The 16388-nt window shown below is 68.5% G+C and carries 16 protein-coding genes and 1 tRNA gene; 8 read left to right on the top strand and 9 right to left on the bottom strand.

Translation table 11 applies throughout. From position 1 onward, the window contains the following. Positions 1-26: 26 nt before the first annotated feature. The 6 genes from QFZ67_RS20435 to QFZ67_RS20410 all read left to right on the top strand — a co-directional run bounded on the left by QFZ67_RS20435 (position 27) and on the right by QFZ67_RS20410 (position 4664). A complete protein-coding gene (locus QFZ67_RS20435) occupies positions 27-377 on the top strand; it encodes a hypothetical protein (protein ID WP_307662516.1) in 351 nt (116 codons plus the stop codon). Between the two features lie 7 nt (positions 378-384). Then, entirely contained in the window at positions 385-1026 is a 642-nt protein-coding gene (locus QFZ67_RS20430) for a DUF5819 family protein (RefSeq protein ID WP_307662515.1), read from the top strand. Further along, positions 1023-2009, top strand: a complete 987-nt coding sequence (locus QFZ67_RS20425) for an HTTM domain-containing protein (protein WP_307662514.1) — start codon at positions 1023-1025, stop codon at positions 2007-2009. The genes QFZ67_RS20430 and QFZ67_RS20425 overlap by 4 nt, the downstream gene beginning before the upstream one ends. 15 nt (positions 2010-2024) lie before the next feature. Continuing rightward, a complete protein-coding gene (locus tag QFZ67_RS20420) occupies positions 2025-2873 on the top strand; it encodes a serine hydrolase (protein WP_307662513.1) in 849 nt (282 codons plus the stop codon). A 54-nt stretch (positions 2874-2927) separates the two neighbouring features. Beyond that, the gene (locus QFZ67_RS20415; protein WP_307662512.1) at positions 2928-3134 is read left to right on the top strand and encodes a hypothetical protein; all 207 of its coding nucleotides are present in this window, start codon (positions 2928-2930) and stop codon (positions 3132-3134) included. Between the two features lie 75 nt (positions 3135-3209). Continuing rightward, the gene (locus tag QFZ67_RS20410; RefSeq protein ID WP_307662511.1) at positions 3210-4664 is read left to right on the top strand and encodes an NAD(P)/FAD-dependent oxidoreductase; all 1455 of its coding nucleotides are present in this window, start codon (positions 3210-3212) and stop codon (positions 4662-4664) included. Positions 4665-4901: 237 nt separating this feature from the next. Here the strand turns inward: QFZ67_RS20410 and pssA are convergent, their stop codons facing one another. The 4 genes from pssA to QFZ67_RS20390 form a co-directional block, all read right to left on the bottom strand. Next, positions 4902-5726 (bottom strand): CDP-diacylglycerol--serine O-phosphatidyltransferase, encoded by an 825-nt coding sequence (gene pssA, locus QFZ67_RS20405; protein ID WP_373430073.1) that lies wholly within the window; start codon positions 5724-5726, stop codon positions 4902-4904. Between the two features lie 171 nt (positions 5727-5897). Further along, entirely contained in the window at positions 5898-6461 is a 564-nt protein-coding gene (locus QFZ67_RS20400) for an aminotransferase class IV (protein ID WP_307662509.1), read from the bottom strand. After that, positions 6433-7014, bottom strand: a complete 582-nt coding sequence (locus QFZ67_RS20395; RefSeq protein WP_307662508.1) for an HD family hydrolase — start codon at positions 7012-7014, stop codon at positions 6433-6435. Before QFZ67_RS20395 ends, QFZ67_RS20400 begins: the two co-directional genes overlap by 29 nt. A 13-nt stretch (positions 7015-7027) precedes the next feature. After that, positions 7028-8143, bottom strand: coding sequence for a helix-turn-helix transcriptional regulator (locus tag QFZ67_RS20390; RefSeq protein ID WP_307662507.1), 1116 nt, complete (start codon positions 8141-8143; stop codon positions 7028-7030). A 131-nt stretch (positions 8144-8274) separates the two neighbouring features. Here QFZ67_RS20390 and QFZ67_RS20385 point away from each other — a divergent pair, with 131 nt between their 5' ends. Next, positions 8275-8697, top strand: a complete 423-nt coding sequence (locus QFZ67_RS20385; RefSeq protein WP_307662506.1) for a recombinase family protein — start codon at positions 8275-8277, stop codon at positions 8695-8697. 73 nt (positions 8698-8770) lie between these two features. Further along, a complete protein-coding gene (locus QFZ67_RS20380) occupies positions 8771-9283 on the top strand; it encodes a hypothetical protein (RefSeq protein ID WP_307662505.1) in 513 nt (170 codons plus the stop codon). Between the two features lie 312 nt (positions 9284-9595). Here the strand turns inward: QFZ67_RS20380 and QFZ67_RS20375 are convergent. The 5 genes from QFZ67_RS20375 to QFZ67_RS20355 all read right to left on the bottom strand — a co-directional run bounded on the left by QFZ67_RS20375 (position 9596) and on the right by QFZ67_RS20355 (position 16187). Continuing rightward, positions 9596-9671 (bottom strand) — tRNA-Lys (locus QFZ67_RS20375). Positions 9672-9791: 120 nt separating this feature from the next. Further along, complete coding sequence (locus QFZ67_RS20370) at positions 9792-10439, bottom strand: VCBS repeat-containing protein (RefSeq protein ID WP_307662504.1); 648 nt, start codon at positions 10437-10439, stop codon at positions 9792-9794. Positions 10440-10630: 191 nt separating this feature from the next. Further along, positions 10631-11650, bottom strand: coding sequence for a VCBS repeat-containing protein (locus tag QFZ67_RS20365; RefSeq protein WP_307662503.1), 1020 nt, complete (start codon positions 11648-11650; stop codon positions 10631-10633). Then, positions 11625-13733: a hypothetical protein gene (locus tag QFZ67_RS20360; protein ID WP_307662502.1), complete on the bottom strand. Its 2109-nt coding sequence runs from the start codon at positions 13731-13733 to the stop codon at positions 11625-11627. The genes QFZ67_RS20365 and QFZ67_RS20360 overlap by 26 nt, the downstream gene beginning before the upstream one ends. 231 nt (positions 13734-13964) lie before the next feature. Next, entirely contained in the window at positions 13965-16187 is a 2223-nt protein-coding gene (locus tag QFZ67_RS20355; RefSeq protein WP_307662501.1) for a DEAD/DEAH box helicase, read from the bottom strand. Between the last annotated feature and the right edge of the window lie 201 nt (positions 16188-16388).

The raw sequence follows: 16388 nt of genomic DNA, 5'->3' as shown, positions 1-16388 counted from the left end.
CGTCCAAATCGGGGAAGGAAATTTCAATGAATATCAAGAAGATTGCCACCGCTGCCGGCGTCGCCACTGCCGGGGTCGCTCTCTTCGTCGCGGCTCAGGGCAGCGCTCAGGCCGCCCCGGCCCAGCCGGCCGCGCCTGTCGCCGCCGTCGAGTCGTCGCAGCCTGCCCCGCAGGCCATCGGCTCCATGCTGGGAAAGGCCGCCAAGTCCGTCGGCAAGGCTGCCACCAAGGGAGCGCACAAGGCCACGGCCGTCGGCAAGGGTATGTCCGTGGTGGCGAAGAGCAATGCCGACAACATGCTGTCGCACGGCAGCCTCTTCGCTGCCCCTGCCGAACTGCCGCAGGGTGTCTCGGCCGACACGGTCTTCGACCGGTAATCACCACGTGACGAAGACGTACCGCACAACCAGGAGGGCGGCGCTGCTCATCGGCGGCGCCCTCCTGGGCGCGCACATGACCATGGCCGCATTGTCCCAGGCACCGCTCAGCCCGGCGAAACTCGTATACGGAGACCGGGTCGCGGAATATCTGGATCCCTACTTCTCGCAAAACTGGCAGCTCTTCGCTCCGACGCCCGTATCCGACGACCGCGGCATTCTGGCGAGGGCCGCCTGCGCGGACGGATCGGTCTCGGAATACTTCGATGTCTCGGCGCGCGGACTTGAAAAGGCCCAGAGTTCCCGTCTCTTCCCGTCGCGTGAAGTGCGCATCGTCTCTGCCGGCCTCCAGAACGTCACCAGCAGCGAGGAGATCCTCAGGAGGCTGAGGGAGAAGCAGACCAACGACAAGAAACCCATGTTGCCCCCGCTGCCCTACGAGAAGGTCACGGAGGCGGAGGCTGTGAAGTCCCTTTCCCGCTACGCGTACGACCAGATGCCGACCGCGTGCAACGGAAAGGCAGTGAAACTGCAAGTCCGCATGTATGTGCACGAGTTGCCGCCCTGGTCCAAACGGAACGACTCCTCAGCCGAAGGCAAGGTTCTGGTGAAGGACTTCGCCTGGACCCCCACCAAGGATCTGCGATGAAGAACTTCGGTGCCCGCCTGGACGCCTGGTCGCTGCATGCGGTTGCCGTCACCGGGATCTCGGGAACCCGCATGCTCCTGGGGTTCGTCGGCCTCATGTACTACGTGAGCCAGTACCGGGAGCGGAACTACCTGTTCGGTCCCGACGGAGTGTTGCCTCACGACGAGTTCAAGGAACAGCTGACGGGATTCAGCCTCTATGCGCTGTCCGCGTCCCCCGTCTGGTTCGAGGTGGTCTTCCACGTCGGGTTGTTCGCGGCCTTGGCCGTCATGCTCGGTATCGGAGGTCGACCGGGCCTTGCGTTCCACTGGGTCCTGCTGTGGTCCCTCTATCAGCGGCAACCCGCCCTCTTGGACGGTGGGGACAACCTTGCCTACGTCGTCCTTCCGTTCCTGCTCCTGACGCATTGCTATGACCGGTTCGCCCTTCCCGTCGGTCTCGCCAAGCGCTTCGCCGGGCGGGTGCCGGGGCATGTGCGAGCGGTTTCCGTGCCGTTCCACAACCTTGGCGTCCTCATGGTCGCGACGCAGATCTGTCTCGTCTACGTCGTCTCGGGTCTCTACAAAGTCATGGGCGAGGAATGGCAGGACGGCACGGCCCTCTTCTACGTGATGCGGGTGCCGGAGTTCGAACTGCCCGGCTGGTCGAACCTGGTGTACGAGAGCGACTTCCTGGTCGTTCTGGGGACCTACGGGACAGTCGCCTTCCTGGTCTACTTCCCGCTGGGCGTCCTCGTCCCGGCATTGCGCCCCTGGGCGGCTGCCATGTCCATCGGCTTCCACGTGTCGATCGCGTTCTTCATGGGGCTTACAGGCTTCGCGCTGACCATGATCGCCTGCGATCTCGTCTTCCTGTCGGGTGCTCTCGACCGCGCGGTCGCATGGCTCCGTGCCCGCCGTAACCGGCCTCAGGAACCTGCCGGCGGAGCGGCGGCGATGGCAGCAGGACGAAACGAGGCCGTGCCCGAAGCTGAACTCGTCTGACGGGAGCAATGGAAAGTGCTGACACCGACTTGCCTTCTCGGCGGCGCCGGTATTCGTGGCCATCTCACCCATGGCCACGATGCGGACCGGTTCGTCGAGATCGGCTCTCTCACCAAGGTCTTCACCGGAACGGTCCTGATCCGGCTGGCGAAGGAGAGAGACCTCAGCCTCGACACACCGCTGGAGGAATGCCTGACCGAGGTGCCCAAGGGGACGGCCATCACCCTCCGGCATCTCGCCGAGCACACCTCAGGTCTACCGCGTCTGCCTTCCGGGCTCTCCAGTCCTCCCGACGACCCGTACGCCGGCTTCACGGAGTCGGCCTTGCGTGAATCACTGTGCCGCCTGGACCAGTTGGCGAGTGGACGACTGGGCGAGGAGGAGTACTCGAACTTGGGCTATGCGGTTCTCGGGCATGCCCTCACCACCACCACGGGACTCACCTTCCAGCAACTGGTGGACGAGTACGTCCTCCTCCCCCTGGGGCTGGAAGCAGGCGCGATGACGGCACTCCCCCCGGAGGACCGACGCCTCATACCGCGAAACCTGTTCGGCCGGCCACGCCCCCTGTGGACTCTGACCGGACCGATCCTGCCAGCGGGCGGCCTGTGGTCCACCTGCCGGACCCTGGCCGACCTCCTCGTCGGCTTGCTCGTCGACCGCAGGCTGGGCCCCCCGGCACCCAGCTGGCGCCGGGGCTCGTCGACCTTGTGGCACAACGGAGCCACCCGCGGCTCTTCCGTCGTGGCCGCAGCACACGACGACGGCCGCTGGATCCTCGTCCACCGCCTCGGCACCCCGGCCCGCACCGACCGACTCGCGGTGAAGACCCTCGCCGCGACTCCCTCGCTGCGTGGAAGGTAAGGATCAGATGGTTCCGCCACTGCTCCGGCCCTCAGTAATCACGGAGAGAGCGTCATGAGGCTTGCCTGGTTTGCTTGGTTCATACGCCACTGCGGTGAATTCGGCTACAGCCATGGGCCGTTGCGAGGCGCGTTCGGCACGATCGCCGTGCTGCTCACCGCCCTGCTGCTCGGATACGCGTTGCGCCGCCACAGGGTGGCCGCCCTCGCCGTCGCGGGGGTCACCTGCGCCGCCGGTATCGGATGGCTGGCCGTCCATTGAATCCGGCCTGACACACCGTCACTGACGCGATGGCGCTCGCGGAGACGCACGGGACCTGCCGCAGGAGGCTCTCACATGACGGATGCCGTTGTCGTCGGCTCCGGGCCGAACGGCCTCGCTGCCGCACTCACCCTCGCCCGGGCAGGTCTCGGGGTCGAGGTGTTCGAAGCGCATGACCGCATCGGCGGCGGCCTGCGCACGGAGCCGCTCTTCGATTCGGAGGTGGTGCACGACATCTGCGCGGCGGTGCATCCCATGGCTCCGGTATCCCCCTTCATGAGGTCGCTCGATCTGGAGGAGCACGGAGTCCGCCTCATGCACTCGCCCGCCGCCTACGCCCACCCCCTCAAGGGCAGGCCGGCGGTCGTCGCCTGGCGTGACCTCGACGCCACCTGCGCCGAGCTGGGAGACGACGGGCCACGCTGGCGACGTCTCATGCTCCCGTTGATGGAGCATTCCTCGGCCGTGGTGGACCTGATGTTGTCCACGCAGCGAACGGTTCCTCCGTTGCGGGCTCTGACAGTGCTCGCGCCCCGTCTGCCTGCTCACTCCCTCCGCCTGGGCGGCAGTCTGCGCACCGAGACAGCACGAGCCCTGCTCGCGGGCGTGGCCGCCCATGGCATCGGCAGGCTCCCCTCACCGACGTCATCCGCGGTCGCGCTGCTACTCGGACACCTGGCCCACACCACGGGCTGGCCCGTAGCGCAAGGTGGCTCCGGATCCATCGCCACTGTCATGGCCGCACAGATAGAGAAGCTCGGCGGCCGGATCCACACCGGCGCCAGAGTGAACAGCCTGCGGGACCTTCCAGCCGGCCGGAGCATCACCATGCTGGACATCTCGCCCCGCGAGCTGGCCCGCATCGCGCCCCTGCCCCGCGGCTACCTCCGCCGGCTGTCCCGGTACCGGTACGGCCCGGGGGCCGCGAAGGCGGACTTCCTCATCGACGGGACGATCCCATGGACCGATCACCGGCTCTCCAGGGCCGCCACCGTCCACCTGGCCGGCGCGCACGGCACAGCGGCGGAACTGGCCCGTGCGGAGACAGTGACCGCCAAGGGCCTCAAGGCGGCGCACCCCTACATCATCCTGGTCGATCCGGCTGCCGCGGACCCGGCACGGGCCGTCCGAGGGAAGAGGCCGGTGTGGGCCTACGCGCATGTGCCGAACGGCGACACCCGCAATCACCTGCCGATGATTCGTGCCGCCATCGAGGCCCACGCACCGGGCTTCACCGACTCCGTGGTCGCCGAACGCGGACTGTCGGCGGCCCAACTCGGTGAGTACAACACGAACTACGTGGGCGGCGACATAGGCTCCGGTGCGATGAGCCTGTGGCAAACACTGGCCCGCCCCGTGGCCCGGTGGAATCCCTACCGGACACCCCTTCCTGGTACCTGGCTGTGTTCGTCGGCTACCCCGCCCGGCCCCTCAGTCCACGGAATGTGCGGGTATCACGCAGCGGTGGCGGCACTGGAGGACCGGAAACACCCCTACCCCTCCGGGGTTCGACCCAAGATCTACGCATGACGAGGGCACGAGTGATCATGCCGCCTGGTGACGGCTCGTGCTGCGGGATGCCGTCCTGCCTGATCAGACCACACGCGCCGTGCTCTGCGAGCGGTACCCCGTGCTGCACTGTCCAAAGGCGTCCGGCCACCCCTCGGCCACCCCGAACGTCCAACGTGGACTCCTCCGTATCGAAGCCGCCTCTTGTGGAGGGTCAACAGCCCTCTGCGTGAGGCGGCCCCGTAGCGGCCGCCTCAGTCAAGCTGCCCCGGCCGAGTGCGCCGAGCGCATGTTGCGCGCAACGCCGATGCGTCGAACGGTGGCGAAGAGCGGAAGCACTGCCGCCAGGGTGAGCTGAAGCGTGCAGCCGGTGACCAGAAGGATCTCGGCCCCGGGAGCATCGGCGGCCCACGCGACCAGGCAACCAATGTTGATCGCTGCCCACCCGATCGTGGCGAACGCCAGCTTGCCCGTGGGCTTGGGGTACTCGACCCGGCTGACCATGAGCCAGGCGACGCCGAGCACCGCGATCAGGGTGACCACGAAGGGCAGTTCGAGCAGGACGACGGAGACCACAGTGAGCGCGGCGAACGGGATCGGCATGCCCTGGAACATGCCGTCCTGCATCTCCGTGACGGAGAAGCGCGCGAGACGCAGCAGGCCGCCCAGGAGCACGGCGACGGCGGCTGCGACGACCATGCCCAGATGCGAGTCGTCGCTAACCAGGCCCCACACCACCACGAAATAAGCGGGCGCAAGACCGAAGCTGATCAGGTCCGAGAGGTTGTCGAGCTCCGCGCCCATTCCTGAGCTGCGGAACCTGCGGGCGACCAGCCCGTCGCACAAGTCGAAGAGCGAGGCCATCAGGATGAGCATGACCGCGGCGGCGGCACCCTGGCGCACAGTGCCCTCGCCCCGGCCGTCCGTGAGGTAGGGAACCAGGACGGACGTCGTGATGAAGTAGATGGAGGAGAAGCCGCAGACCGCGTTGCCCAGAGTCAGCACATCGGCGACCGACAGCCTCGAGGGCGACGGCCGACGAGCCGCATCCTCGGGCACTTCCTCGGCCCAAGGCGCTGACATCTCGGGATCGGTAATGGTCAAAGCCGTCTCCTACGCACGTGTGTGTGGCTGCCGGTCGCTGGCGGCGAGCATCATCCCAGCAGAGTGCCGGGATCGGCAGCCGGGGGCGGGTGCCGCGCTCAGGCGCGGTCGACCGTACTCCGAGAAGCGGCACCCGGCCCCGAAGATCGATCAGAAGGGAATCTCGGTCAACCAGTCTGCATGCTCCGGGGATTCGCCCCGGACCACGGAGGCGTAGGCCGTATCCAGCGCACGGGTCACCGGACCGGTGGACCCCTCCCCCACCTTGAGGCCGTCCACCCAGGTCACCGGCAGGATCTCCCAGCCCGTGCCCATGAAGAAGACCTCATCCGCCAGATACAGCTCGGCGCGATCGACATCACGCTCGACGACCGTGTACCCGAGCTCCCGAAGCAGGGTGATCGAGGTCTCGCGGGTCAGGCTCTCAAGGATCCCGCTGGTGGTGGAGGGCGTCGAGACCACACCGTCGCGGACGATGGCGATGCACGCACCCGGTCCCTCGCTGACCTTCCCGCGCTCGTTCAGGAGGATGGGCCAGTCGTGGCCGTTCTCCCGCGCCTCGATCATGGCGAGCCGATCGTCTGCTGCGCTCGATCCGTCCCTCCGCCAATACCCGTAACGAAATGCGTGACGCAATGCGCCCCTCTCACCTTCGGGTGGAAGGGGCGCATTCGTGCGTCCGGGGTCAGGCTGGCTTCTCGCCCAGGGCGGCACGCAACCAATCCAGCGACCCGTGCGAGAGAAGCTCGTCGGCGAGACGCTGCCCGGTTTCGGTGACGAGCCGGCCGCGACTGTTGTCGATCCACCGCTGCGCGTTCTCGTATCCCTGCGCCTTGTACTCGATGCCCTGCAGCATGCACTCGAGCTTGTCCGCGTCCCGGGCGCAGATCGCTTCCGGGGTCTCCTTCGCCTCATACTCGGCCACCAGGTCCCGCACGGTCGAGGCCAGCACCTCGGGCATGCCGGCCGTCTGGTCCGCGGTCACGTCCTCCGGGTTGGCCTCTGACGAGTACTTCTTGCCGAGGTAGTTCACGTCTCCGGTGCGGGTCTCCTGCGAGTCGTGCCACACCGCGAGAAACGCTGCCCTCGAGGGGTCGGCGCCCTCAAGCTTCGCGATGATCGAGGCGATCAGCGACGTGCGCCACGCGTGCTCGGCGACGCTCTCCGGGTCGCGGACGCCCGCCATCCACCATCCCGTGCGCCGCGCGTGCTTGAGTGTGCCCGCCTCGTACAGGAAGTGCGCCACCGCGGACAGGTCGTCAGCCACCGTCCGTCTCCTCTCACGCCTCGGCGAGGCGGATTGCGTACCGGATGCCCTCGAGCTCTCGGCGCGCACGCGTCGACAGCTCTGGGCTATCCAACATCACGGGGAGCCGTTCGCGCAGCGCGCGGCCTACAGGAGAAGGACGCAGGAGGCTCGGGCGTGCAGCGAGGAGCGTCCACAGGGTGTGCACGTTGAGGTCGAAGAACCCGTGGTGTGGCGTGAGACCGCGTACCAGGTGGCGCATCAGCCTGTCGCCTTGCCAGGGACCCGCTTCGGACGCGGCAATGAAGTCGTCGGACAGCTGGATGTGCGGAGCCTCACCGATCCAGTAGGCCCAGTAGTTGAGGTTGGCGGCCTCGCCCGCGTCATCGTCTGCGAGTGTCGTGGTGATGAAGTGCCCCATCCGGTCACGGTCGCCCTGCCGTGCTGCCACCGCGGCGACGGAGCGGGCGTTGAGCCACCTGGTCAGCCAGTCGTCGGGGCGCTCCGTGCGCTGCTGCTGAGTCAGCCACTCGGAGGTGTCCGGCTCCTCGTCGTAGCCGGCCAGATAGAGAGCCTGGCGGCGAAGGAGGAAGTGCTCGCCACCGCGAGCCTGTTCGGCGGTGCGGCGCATGCGGGAGAAGAAGCGTCTGCGGTCGTCGGCCGGCAGCTCCGGACCGTCCGGAACGGGGCCGCGGCGAGGGCGAGGCGGGGCAGGCAGATCCCGAAGCGGAGTGGGTGCGACGCCGTTGAGGGGCCAGGAGAGAACCTCGACCAGATCGCGCTGCATGACCCACGCACCGATCGGGCTGTCGGTGGCGGAGACGTCTTCGTCCAGGGCGCTCGCCAGCAACACGTCGGCTCCCATGGCTCGTTCGAGAGCTAAGAGCAGCGACGGACTGGTACCCAGCTGCATGAGCCGGTGGCGGTGTACGAGCATCTGGCCGACGGGTACGGCGGTGAGCGGGCGTCGGCCGCACTCCCATCCCGCGATGGTGTCGGGCGACACTCGGAACTGCTCGGCGAGGGCATCCTGCGTGTGCCCCAACTGCTCGCGAATCAGGCGGAAGACGTACCCGGAGACTGTGCCGCCGCGGCCACGCTGAGCGGTTCCCTGACCGGTGGTCGGGGTGGATCTCGAGCGGCTGTCCATGGCATCCCCTTTGCCCGTACACGGCGGCCGGTTACCCGTACCTACGGTCACTTCAAGCGGTGATCTGCGCTTTCTAGTGTCGTAACCGGAGTGATGACCGGGCAACTCAGCGTAGTAGGAAGGGCGTCATCGTGGATGCCGTAGAGCCGACCCACTCGAGAACCCAGGACGCGGCAGTCGAGGCGAAGACACGCGCCTTCATCTACGACCGGCACGCGACGGCTTCCACGGTCATCCTCGACATCCGCCTCGACCGGTGCCGCGCCTACGCCGAGTCCCGCGGTTGGGAGATCGCGGGCATCTGGCTCGACCTCGGCGACCACGCACTGAGCCACTACCGGCCGCAGTTCGAGGCGCTGTGTGTGGCCATGGACGGCACACCGGGCCCCGTGGCCTGCCTCATCGACGACTGGGACCGCCTCACCCGGGACACCGCTCGGGGTGCCGCCATGCGGCGCCGTGTCGAGCAGGCCGGCGGCCATTGCGAGACCGCCGAAGGCGAGAACGACTCGGCCGCAGAGAAGGCGCGCGGCCGACTGCGTACACCCCACTGATCCCCGCCCCGGCCGACGCCCCGTCCCGGCCCGGCCGGGGTGGGCCCCGCCCCATCGAGCAGAGGAGAGAACCGTGAGCACACCCCAGACCCCGCCGGTACCGGACCCGCCGGGCAGCCCCATCCCCGCCGTGTCGGCCCGGTCGTTACTGTCCGACGCCGAGTTCAACTCGGTGCTCGGCACGATCCTCACCAACAACCCCGGCATGGCGATCGAGATGGGCGGCCGGATCATCACGGAGGCCCTCGCGTTCGTGGCGACCGCGGCGGCTCGGCCTGGCCGCGCCATGACACCGAGCCGTGTGGTCGACGAGGGATGGCACACGCTCATCCTGCACACCGGCCTCTACTACAACCTGTGCGCGAGGTTCGGCAATTTCGTGCACCACGTGCCCGAGCAGCCCGACCCTGGTCGGTTCGATCAGGCGCTCATCGACCGCACGATCGCACTGATCGAGGCGGCCGGCTACGCGGTGGACCGCGATCTGTGGCGGGGACCGGAGGACACGCTGGTATCTGTGGCTGCGTCGTGCCAGCACTCGGACGACAGTGGTCCGATCGTCATCATCCCCAAGCCCAAGGGCTGACGGCCTAGGCTCTCGGCCATGGCGAAGGAATGGATTGACCCGCGGTACGCCAATCTGGTCGCAGCGTGGAAGCGCGCGCAGCAGCCGGACTCTCGTGATCCGCAGCCCAGGCCCCGGAGGGGATTCGTTACCCCGCCCAAGGCCTGACACCCAGCGAGCCCCGGTCTGCCCGCATCCCCCGCGCGGACGGGCCGGGGCTCCTTCATGTCTTGATCGTTTGCACTTCGATTGAGCATCGGTGGAGCAATCGACCCGAACGGCCCCCGAAACGCCTTCAGCCCCAGATCAGATGCGCTCTGACCTGGGGCTGAGTGGTAGGCCGTGTGGGACTCGAACCCACAACCAACGGATTAAAAGTCCGCTGCTCTGCCAATTGAGCTAACGGCCCTCGGCACAACACCCCCGAGCATAGCCGGACGGAACCGGTGAGCCGATCGGGTATCGGATCACCGGCCCGTCACCGGTCACAAGATGGGGCAGGCCAGGCCCAGTGACCTCGCCCGGGAGGCTAGGACAGCGCCTTGTACGTCTGCCAGCCGGAGCCGATCTTCACGCGGGCGCTCAGCGTGCCCGTACCCGTGCCGTTGTAGCGCCACAGCACACCGGCCGTGTCGCGGGCGACCACGTCCGCCCCGCCGTCGCCGGTGATGTCGCCGACACCGGCAACCGAGTTGTAGATCTGCCGGCCCGTGCCGATCTTCACCCTGGCCTTCAGCTTGCCCGCGCCACCGTCCGCGTACAGGTACAGCTCACCGGCCGATGTACGCGCCAGCAGGTCGGCCCGAGCGTCGCCCGTCAGATCGCCGGGCGAGGTCAGCGTGTTGTAGATGTTCCAGCCGGTGCCGAGCGCCAGCTTGGGGCCGCTCGGCGAGAACGCCTTGCCGCAGCTGCCGTCGTACCGCGTCAGCGCGCCCGAGGAGTTCCGTACGAGGAGGTCGTTGCACTTGTCCCCCGGACAGATCGCCGAACGGGACGACGAGCGACGACGACGGCCAGCCGGTCGCCGACACGCCGGTCCCGAGGCCGCCAGTGCCCGTGCCCGTGCATACGGCCAACGTCCCGCCCGACGTGAGCGCGAGCAGGTCGCCCCTGCCGTCGCCGCTGAAGTCGCGCCACTTGGGCAGGGGCGCGGGGGGTGCGGGAGCGGTGGTGGCATCTCCCGCCGCAGGTGGGAGGGGCAAGCCGCACATGCAGCGGACGGGGCACAACTGTCGCCTCACAGCAGCAGACAGGGCCCGTACGGCATCCGACTGCCGTACGGGCCCTGTGTCAGTCGCTCACGGCAGGACTCGATCGTTCCAAGGCGCCACGCCGGCACATTCGTTGGCGTAAAGGCGCCGGGAACGGTCAGAACAGCGCGGCGTACTTCTGCCAGCCGGTCCCGATCTTCGTCCTGGCCGTGAAGGTGCCCTGTCCCGTGCCGTTGTAGCGCCACAGAACGCCCGCGGTGTCACGAGCCACCAGATCGGCCTTACCGTCGCCGCTGAGGTCACCGATGCCGACGACCGCGTTGTAGATCTGCCAGCCGCTGCCGACCTTGACACGGTTCGTGAGGGTGCCACCACCGGTGCCGTTGTACCGCCACAGTGTCCCGGAGGCATCGCGCGTCAGAACATCTCCCTTGCCGTCGCCGTTCAGGTCGCCTGCGCCCACAGTCATGAGGCCCTTCCAGCCCTTGCCGATGCGGACGCCCGCGCGCACACCGCCGCCGGTCGCATTGGCCGCGTACAGGAAGAGATCGCCCGTGGTCGTCTGGCGGGCCAGCATGTCGGGGCGGCCGTCGCCGGTGAGGTCCCCCGGGGAGACCATGACGTCGAACTGGTTCCAGCCGCTGCTGCCGACCAGCTTGTCCGGCACCTCGGGCCAGGGCTCCCTGGAGCAGCCTCCGTCCATCAGGTACAGCCGACCGGGCCAGCGGCGGACCAGGAAGTCGTTGCACCGGTCCCCGTTCAGATCGCCCATCGGAACGATCTTCGCCCGGTCGTCGAGGGCAGGTCCGCCCTCGTATCCGCCGATCGTTCCGTTGCTCCGGCCCGGCCTGATGGACATGACCGGGTTGCCCTTGCTGAGGGTGATCAGGTCGCCGATCGTGTCCCGCCCATCGAGGTCACGCCACGCCGGCGTCCCATACACCTGCTGGAAGGTGCCGCTCCAGACTCCGGGGGCACCATGGCCGTCGGCGGGCCTCGCGGTCACGGTCCAGGTGTAACGGCCGTTGGGCAGCTGGGCGTAATCGTCCGAGACTCCGGTCCATTCAGCAGAGAGAGTGTGCCTCGCCTCGCCGCCCGTCCGCGTGCGGACCGTCTTCCCTGTGCGGGGGTCCTTGAGGGTCAGGGTCCAGTCAACCACCGGCTTGGACAGACGCACCTGGAACTTCCCGGTGTCGGTATAGACCGTCCGGCCGTCGCTGCCTTCCGCGCCAGTCCCCCAGTGCTGGTACACCGTCTTCCACCCGCTGAGCGGCTGTGTGGCGACTCCTACCGGCACCACATGCACGCGCTGAGCGGCATCCGCGTACGCAACATGACCGCCGAACTTGTCGACCGTCCAGGTCACCCGGCGCTGCGGCCGCTGCGTGGCGGGGAAGTCGGCCAGCGGGCGGCTGACCGCCGTGCCGGAGGAGAAGTCGGTCAGCTCGAGTTTGCCGTCGGGCCTGTTGTGCCGTACGAGATAGCCGTCGCCCAGCAGGGCCTCGTCGGCCGGTACGGGGACGGACTTCTTCGCCGTACGGTCGTACACACCGGCTCGGGTGCCGCAGGGACCAGTACAGCCAGCGGCCGAGCGCCTGAAGCTCCTCGGGGGTGCAGCCCGAGCCGGTGTCGATCTCGCCCGCGGGCTTCTTGGCCGCCAGGTCGTACGCGGTCACGGTGCCGGAGCCGGTGCCCGTGCCCCCCGTCGCACTCCACAGCGTGTCGGCCCACAGGGCGGAGGCCACCGGAGTGCGCGTCAGAACCTTCTTCTCGCCGGTGGTCCGGGTGTTGTAGACGATCTGCTGGTTCGTGCCCTTGTGGGTGTAGACGACATAGTGGTCGGCCGCGTCGGTGATGGTCCCGCCGGACAGGCCAGTGGCCACGACGCCGGCGTAGCGCGTAGTGATCTGGTCGTCTCCGTCCGTCCTTTGGGTGAGGCTGACCATGTCCCCGCCGTCGGAGTACAGCTGGTGGCAGTCGGGGGCGGACGGCAGGCAGTCTCCGCCGAGTGCCATGACCGGGCTGCGCTGACCGTATTCGGGCGCCCCCTGCACACGGAGTTCCCGTGTATACGCGTGGCGCTTGCCGCTGCTGTTGTCCCCGACGAAAAGGGTGCCACCGCCCACTGCGAGGCCCTGGACTGTGGCCGGCACCGGCGACAGGTCCACCACCCGGGTCACGACGGGCGTGCCGTCCTCGCCCTCGGTGATGCGGTACGCGCCCCAGTCCGCGGTGCCCGTGACACCGCCCACGATCGTGGCGGAGCCGTCCTCCGCCGAGGCGAGGCGCAGTGCGCTGTCCTTCAACAGCCGGCGCGGTTCACCACCCTTCATGGGCGTCGCCATGACCGGCTGGCCGGGGCCCTTGAAGTGGATCACCCAGTCGCCGACGATGGCGATCTCGTAGCTGTAGCGGTCCAATCCAAGGGGAGCCGGGAGCGCCGTCGGCTCCGCGCCGAGATCGGACCTGGGAACCACCCTGATCTCGCTCTGCCCGGTCCCGACCGTGTACCAGGCGACATGACGGGGCGACAGAAGTACGGCGGGCCGGTCGAGCAGCTGGGTGTGGCCGGTCATCCGGGCGGTCGCGACATCGATGTTCGCCAGCCGTGGGATTCCGTCCACCTTCAGCCGGAGGAGGACGGACTGCGAGTCACCACCGGCGGCCGCACCGGGCCAGAGCATTTCGGCGCCGTCGGGCAGCCCTTCGACCGGCCGCCTGCGTACGACACCATCCTCGGCGACGTCCAGCAGCTGGGGCTCCACGGCCTTGGTGGTGGTCGTACCGCCGGACTCCTCGGTCACGGTCTTCACGGCGAGGATGGTGTTGCCGTACGCCCCGCCGAAGACGAAACCTTGCGGCACGGTTATGAACCGGGTCGTCCCGGCCGCCATGTCGCGCAGCTGGATCGACCCGTTCCCGAAGTACACGATGGTGTCCGTGCCGGTGCCTCGTGCGGATCCCCAGCCGGTTCCGGTCGGATTCGCGGGGACCGACTGCCCGTCCGAGTAGCGCGTCCAGAAGTAGTGGCCGGTGCCGCTGTGGCGGTGGAAGAACCCGAGCCGGCCCGCCCCGTCCCCGTAGAGCGGGTTACCGGTGTCCACCAGGTGCATCGATCCTTTCTGTGTCGTGAAGGTGGCCGGGATCTCCACGGCGTCCTCCGGCGATACGGAGGCAACGCCCGCCTCGGCCTGCGCGGCCGCAGAACCGAGTCCGGCCGCGAGCGAAAGCGAGATGGTCGCGGCTACGGCGCCGCGCATGAGGGCACGATGGGCCACTCAGTCCCTCCCCAGGACAAGAAGATGGCATGGGGGACCAAGTGCCTGTCCGGCACCGGAATCTTGTGAAACTGCCCCCCGGCAGAACCCCCACGCGAGTGGACGGATCGTAACAGCAGCAACAGCCGCCTCACAGACGCAAACAGGGCCCGTACAACACCGAAGTGCCGTACGGGCCCTGCCAGTCAGACCGTCTGGTCAGACCAGATCGGATCAGCCGTTGCGCTTCCAGCGCGGCTTGTCGTCACGGCGCCCGAAGGAGCCGGTGTTCGTGCCGGTACCGGTACCTCCGCGGTGGTCGTCGCGGCGGCCGTACGGACGGTCATTGCCACCAGAGCGGAAGCCGCCCGCGGGGCGGTCGTCGCGGCGGTCGCGGTTGAACGGGCGGTCGCTGCCACGGTGGCCGCCGGTCGGGCGGTCGTCACGGCGGAAGCCGCCCGAGGAACGGTCGTCACGGCGCTCGAAGGAACGGCCGCCACGGTCGTCACGGTCACGGTTGAAGCCACCCGTGGGGCGGTCGTCGCGGCGGAAGCCGCCGGACGACGGACGGTCGTTGTCACGACGGAAGCCACCGCGGTCGTCACGACGCTCGAACGAACGGCCACCACGGTCGCCGTCACGACGGTCATTGTCGCGGCGGAAGCCACCCGAGGACGGACGGTCGTTGTCACGACGGAAACCGCCGCGGTCGTCACGACGCTCGAACGAACGGCCACCACGGTCGCCGTCACGACGGTCATTGTCGCGGCGGAAGCCACCCGAGGACGGACGGTCGTTGTCACGACGGAAACCGCCGCGGTCGCCGCGGTCACCCCGGTCGCCACCCCGGCGCTCGAAGTTGCCCCGGTCGTCACGACGCTCCTCGCGACGCTCCGACGCCTGCTCCGGCACGGACGCCGCGGCAGCCGCGGCCTCCACCTCGGCCTCGGCGACAGCCGTCGCCTCGGCAACCGCGGTCTCCGGGTCGTCGCCCCGCTCGCGCGCCGCGCGCGCCACCAGGCGGTCGGCCTCCTCGCGGAGTTCGGCCGCACGGCGCTGCACGCGCTCGAGCTGCTTGGTCAGGTCGACGACCTCGCGCTCCGCCTGCTTGGCTGCGTTGTTCGCGGAGTCGGCCTGGACCTCGGTCAGCGAACGCGCGCCGGTGATCTCGGCGACCTCCGGGTCGAACGCGCCCGCTCCGGCCACGATGTGGCGCGAGGCGTCGACGCCCGCGTCCTCCATCAGACGGAAGATCTGGCGGCGCTGGTGCGGCAGCGAGAGGGAGACGACAACACCGGACCGGCCGGCGCGAGCCGTACGGCCCGAACGGTGCAGGTAGTCCTTGTGGTCGCCGGCCGGGTCCACGTTCAGGACCAGGTCGATGCCGTCGACGTGGATACCGCGGGCGGCGACGTCGGTCGCGACGAGCGCGTTGACGTAGCCCTTCTTGAAGTCCTCGAGGACGCGGGTACGGGCACCCTGCGTCATGCCGCCGTGAAGCGCGTCGGCCTTGACGCCCGAGTCGCACAGCTGCTCCGCGATGCGGTCCGCGCCCAGCTGGGTGCGTACGAAGATGATGGTGCGGCCCTTGCGTGCGGCGATCGCAGCGGTGACCGGCGCCTTGTCCTTCGGCTTCACGACGAGCACGTGGTGCGTCATGGTCGTGACGTTGCCCTGGGCGCTGTCGACCTCGTGGCTGACCGGGTTGACCAGGTAGCGGCGGACAAGCGTGCCGATCTCGTTCTCCATGGTGGCGGAGAAGAGCATCCGCTGGCCGCCGGCCGGGATCTGGTCGAACAGCTCGGTGACCTCGGGCAGGAAGCCCAGGTCGGACATCTGGTCGGCCTCGTCGAGGATCGCGACCTGGACGTTCTCGAGCGAGCAGGCCCCGCGGTTGATGATGTCGCGCAGTCGGCCCGGGGTGGCGACGAGTACATCGACGCCGCGCTCGAGCGCGTAGATCTGGTTGCCCATGGACGTACCGCCACAGACGACCTTCATCTTCAGGCCGAGCACGTCGCCGTACGGCTGGAGAGCGTCCGCGACCTGCATCGCGAGCTCACGGGTCGGGGTGAGGATGATGCCGCGGGGCTTCTTCTTGTCGGTGTGGCCGCCGGCCAGGGTGGCGAGCAGCGGGAGGCCGAAGGAGAGGGTCTTGCCGGAGCCGGTGCGGCCGCGGCCCAGGATGTCCTTGCCGGCCAGGGCGTCCGGGATGGTCGCGGCCTGGATCGGGAAGGGTGTGGTGACGCCGTTCTGCGTGAGCTTGCGGACGACGCCCTCGGGCAGGCCCAGGTCGGCGAAGGTGACAGTCGGCTCAGCGGCCTCGGTGTCAGCGACCTCGTCGGCCTCGACAGCGGACTCGACAGCCTCGACGGCGTCGAGGGCCTCGGCAGCGGAAGCCGCCACGGCCTCGTCGTTCTCGGGCATGACGGCGTGATCAGTACTGAAAGTGGACATGCGAAATGCGAAACCTTCCGGAGTCTCGGCACGCGCCCAAACTCCGTGATTCGCAATTCGACCGCCTCAATGCGGTCAGCCACGGCTAGGGAGAGTACGCGCCACGCGGCGCTCTTCTGTGTCGGCGCCGGGCAATGGGATCAAACGATCTACCACCATACGCACCCTCCCCCACTAAAGGCAAACCCGGCTCAAGTGACC

It is taken from the genome of Streptomyces sp. V1I1, assembly GCF_030817355.1.
Lineage (GTDB): Bacteria > Actinomycetota > Actinomycetes > Streptomycetales > Streptomycetaceae > Streptomyces.
Note: the sequence above shows the minus strand (reverse complement) of the source record. Positions and strands in the feature narration are given on the sequence as shown.

What these genes read in the sequence shown, in the direction of transcription:
- QFZ67_RS20435 (WP_307662516.1), top strand. Translation starts at nt 27, where the DNA reads ATGAATATCAAGAAGATTGCCACCGCTGCCGGCGTCGCCACTGCCGGG.
- QFZ67_RS20425 (WP_307662514.1), top strand. Translation starts at nt 1,023, where the DNA reads ATGAAGAACTTCGGTGCCCGCCTGGACGCCTGGTCGCTGCATGCGGTT.
- QFZ67_RS20415 (WP_307662512.1), top strand. Translation starts at nt 2,928, where the DNA reads ATGAGGCTTGCCTGGTTTGCTTGGTTCATACGCCACTGCGGTGAATTC.
- QFZ67_RS20410 (WP_307662511.1), top strand. Translation starts at nt 3,210, where the DNA reads ATGACGGATGCCGTTGTCGTCGGCTCCGGGCCGAACGGCCTCGCTGCC.
- pssA (WP_373430073.1), bottom strand. Translation starts at nt 5,726, where the DNA reads ATGTCAGCGCCTTGGGCCGAGGAAGTGCCCGAGGATGCGGCTCGTCGG.
- QFZ67_RS20390 (WP_307662507.1), bottom strand. Translation starts at nt 8,143, where the DNA reads ATGGACAGCCGCTCGAGATCCACCCCGACCACCGGTCAGGGAACCGCT.
- QFZ67_RS20370 (WP_307662504.1), bottom strand. Translation starts at nt 10,439, where the DNA reads ATGCCACCACCGCTCCCGCACCCCCCGCGCCCCTGCCCAAGTGGCGCG.
- QFZ67_RS20360 (WP_307662502.1), bottom strand. Translation starts at nt 13,733, where the DNA reads ATGCGCGGCGCCGTAGCCGCGACCATCTCGCTTTCGCTCGCGGCCGGA.
- QFZ67_RS20355 (WP_307662501.1), bottom strand. Translation starts at nt 16,187, where the DNA reads ATGTCCACTTTCAGTACTGATCACGCCGTCATGCCCGAGAACGACGAG.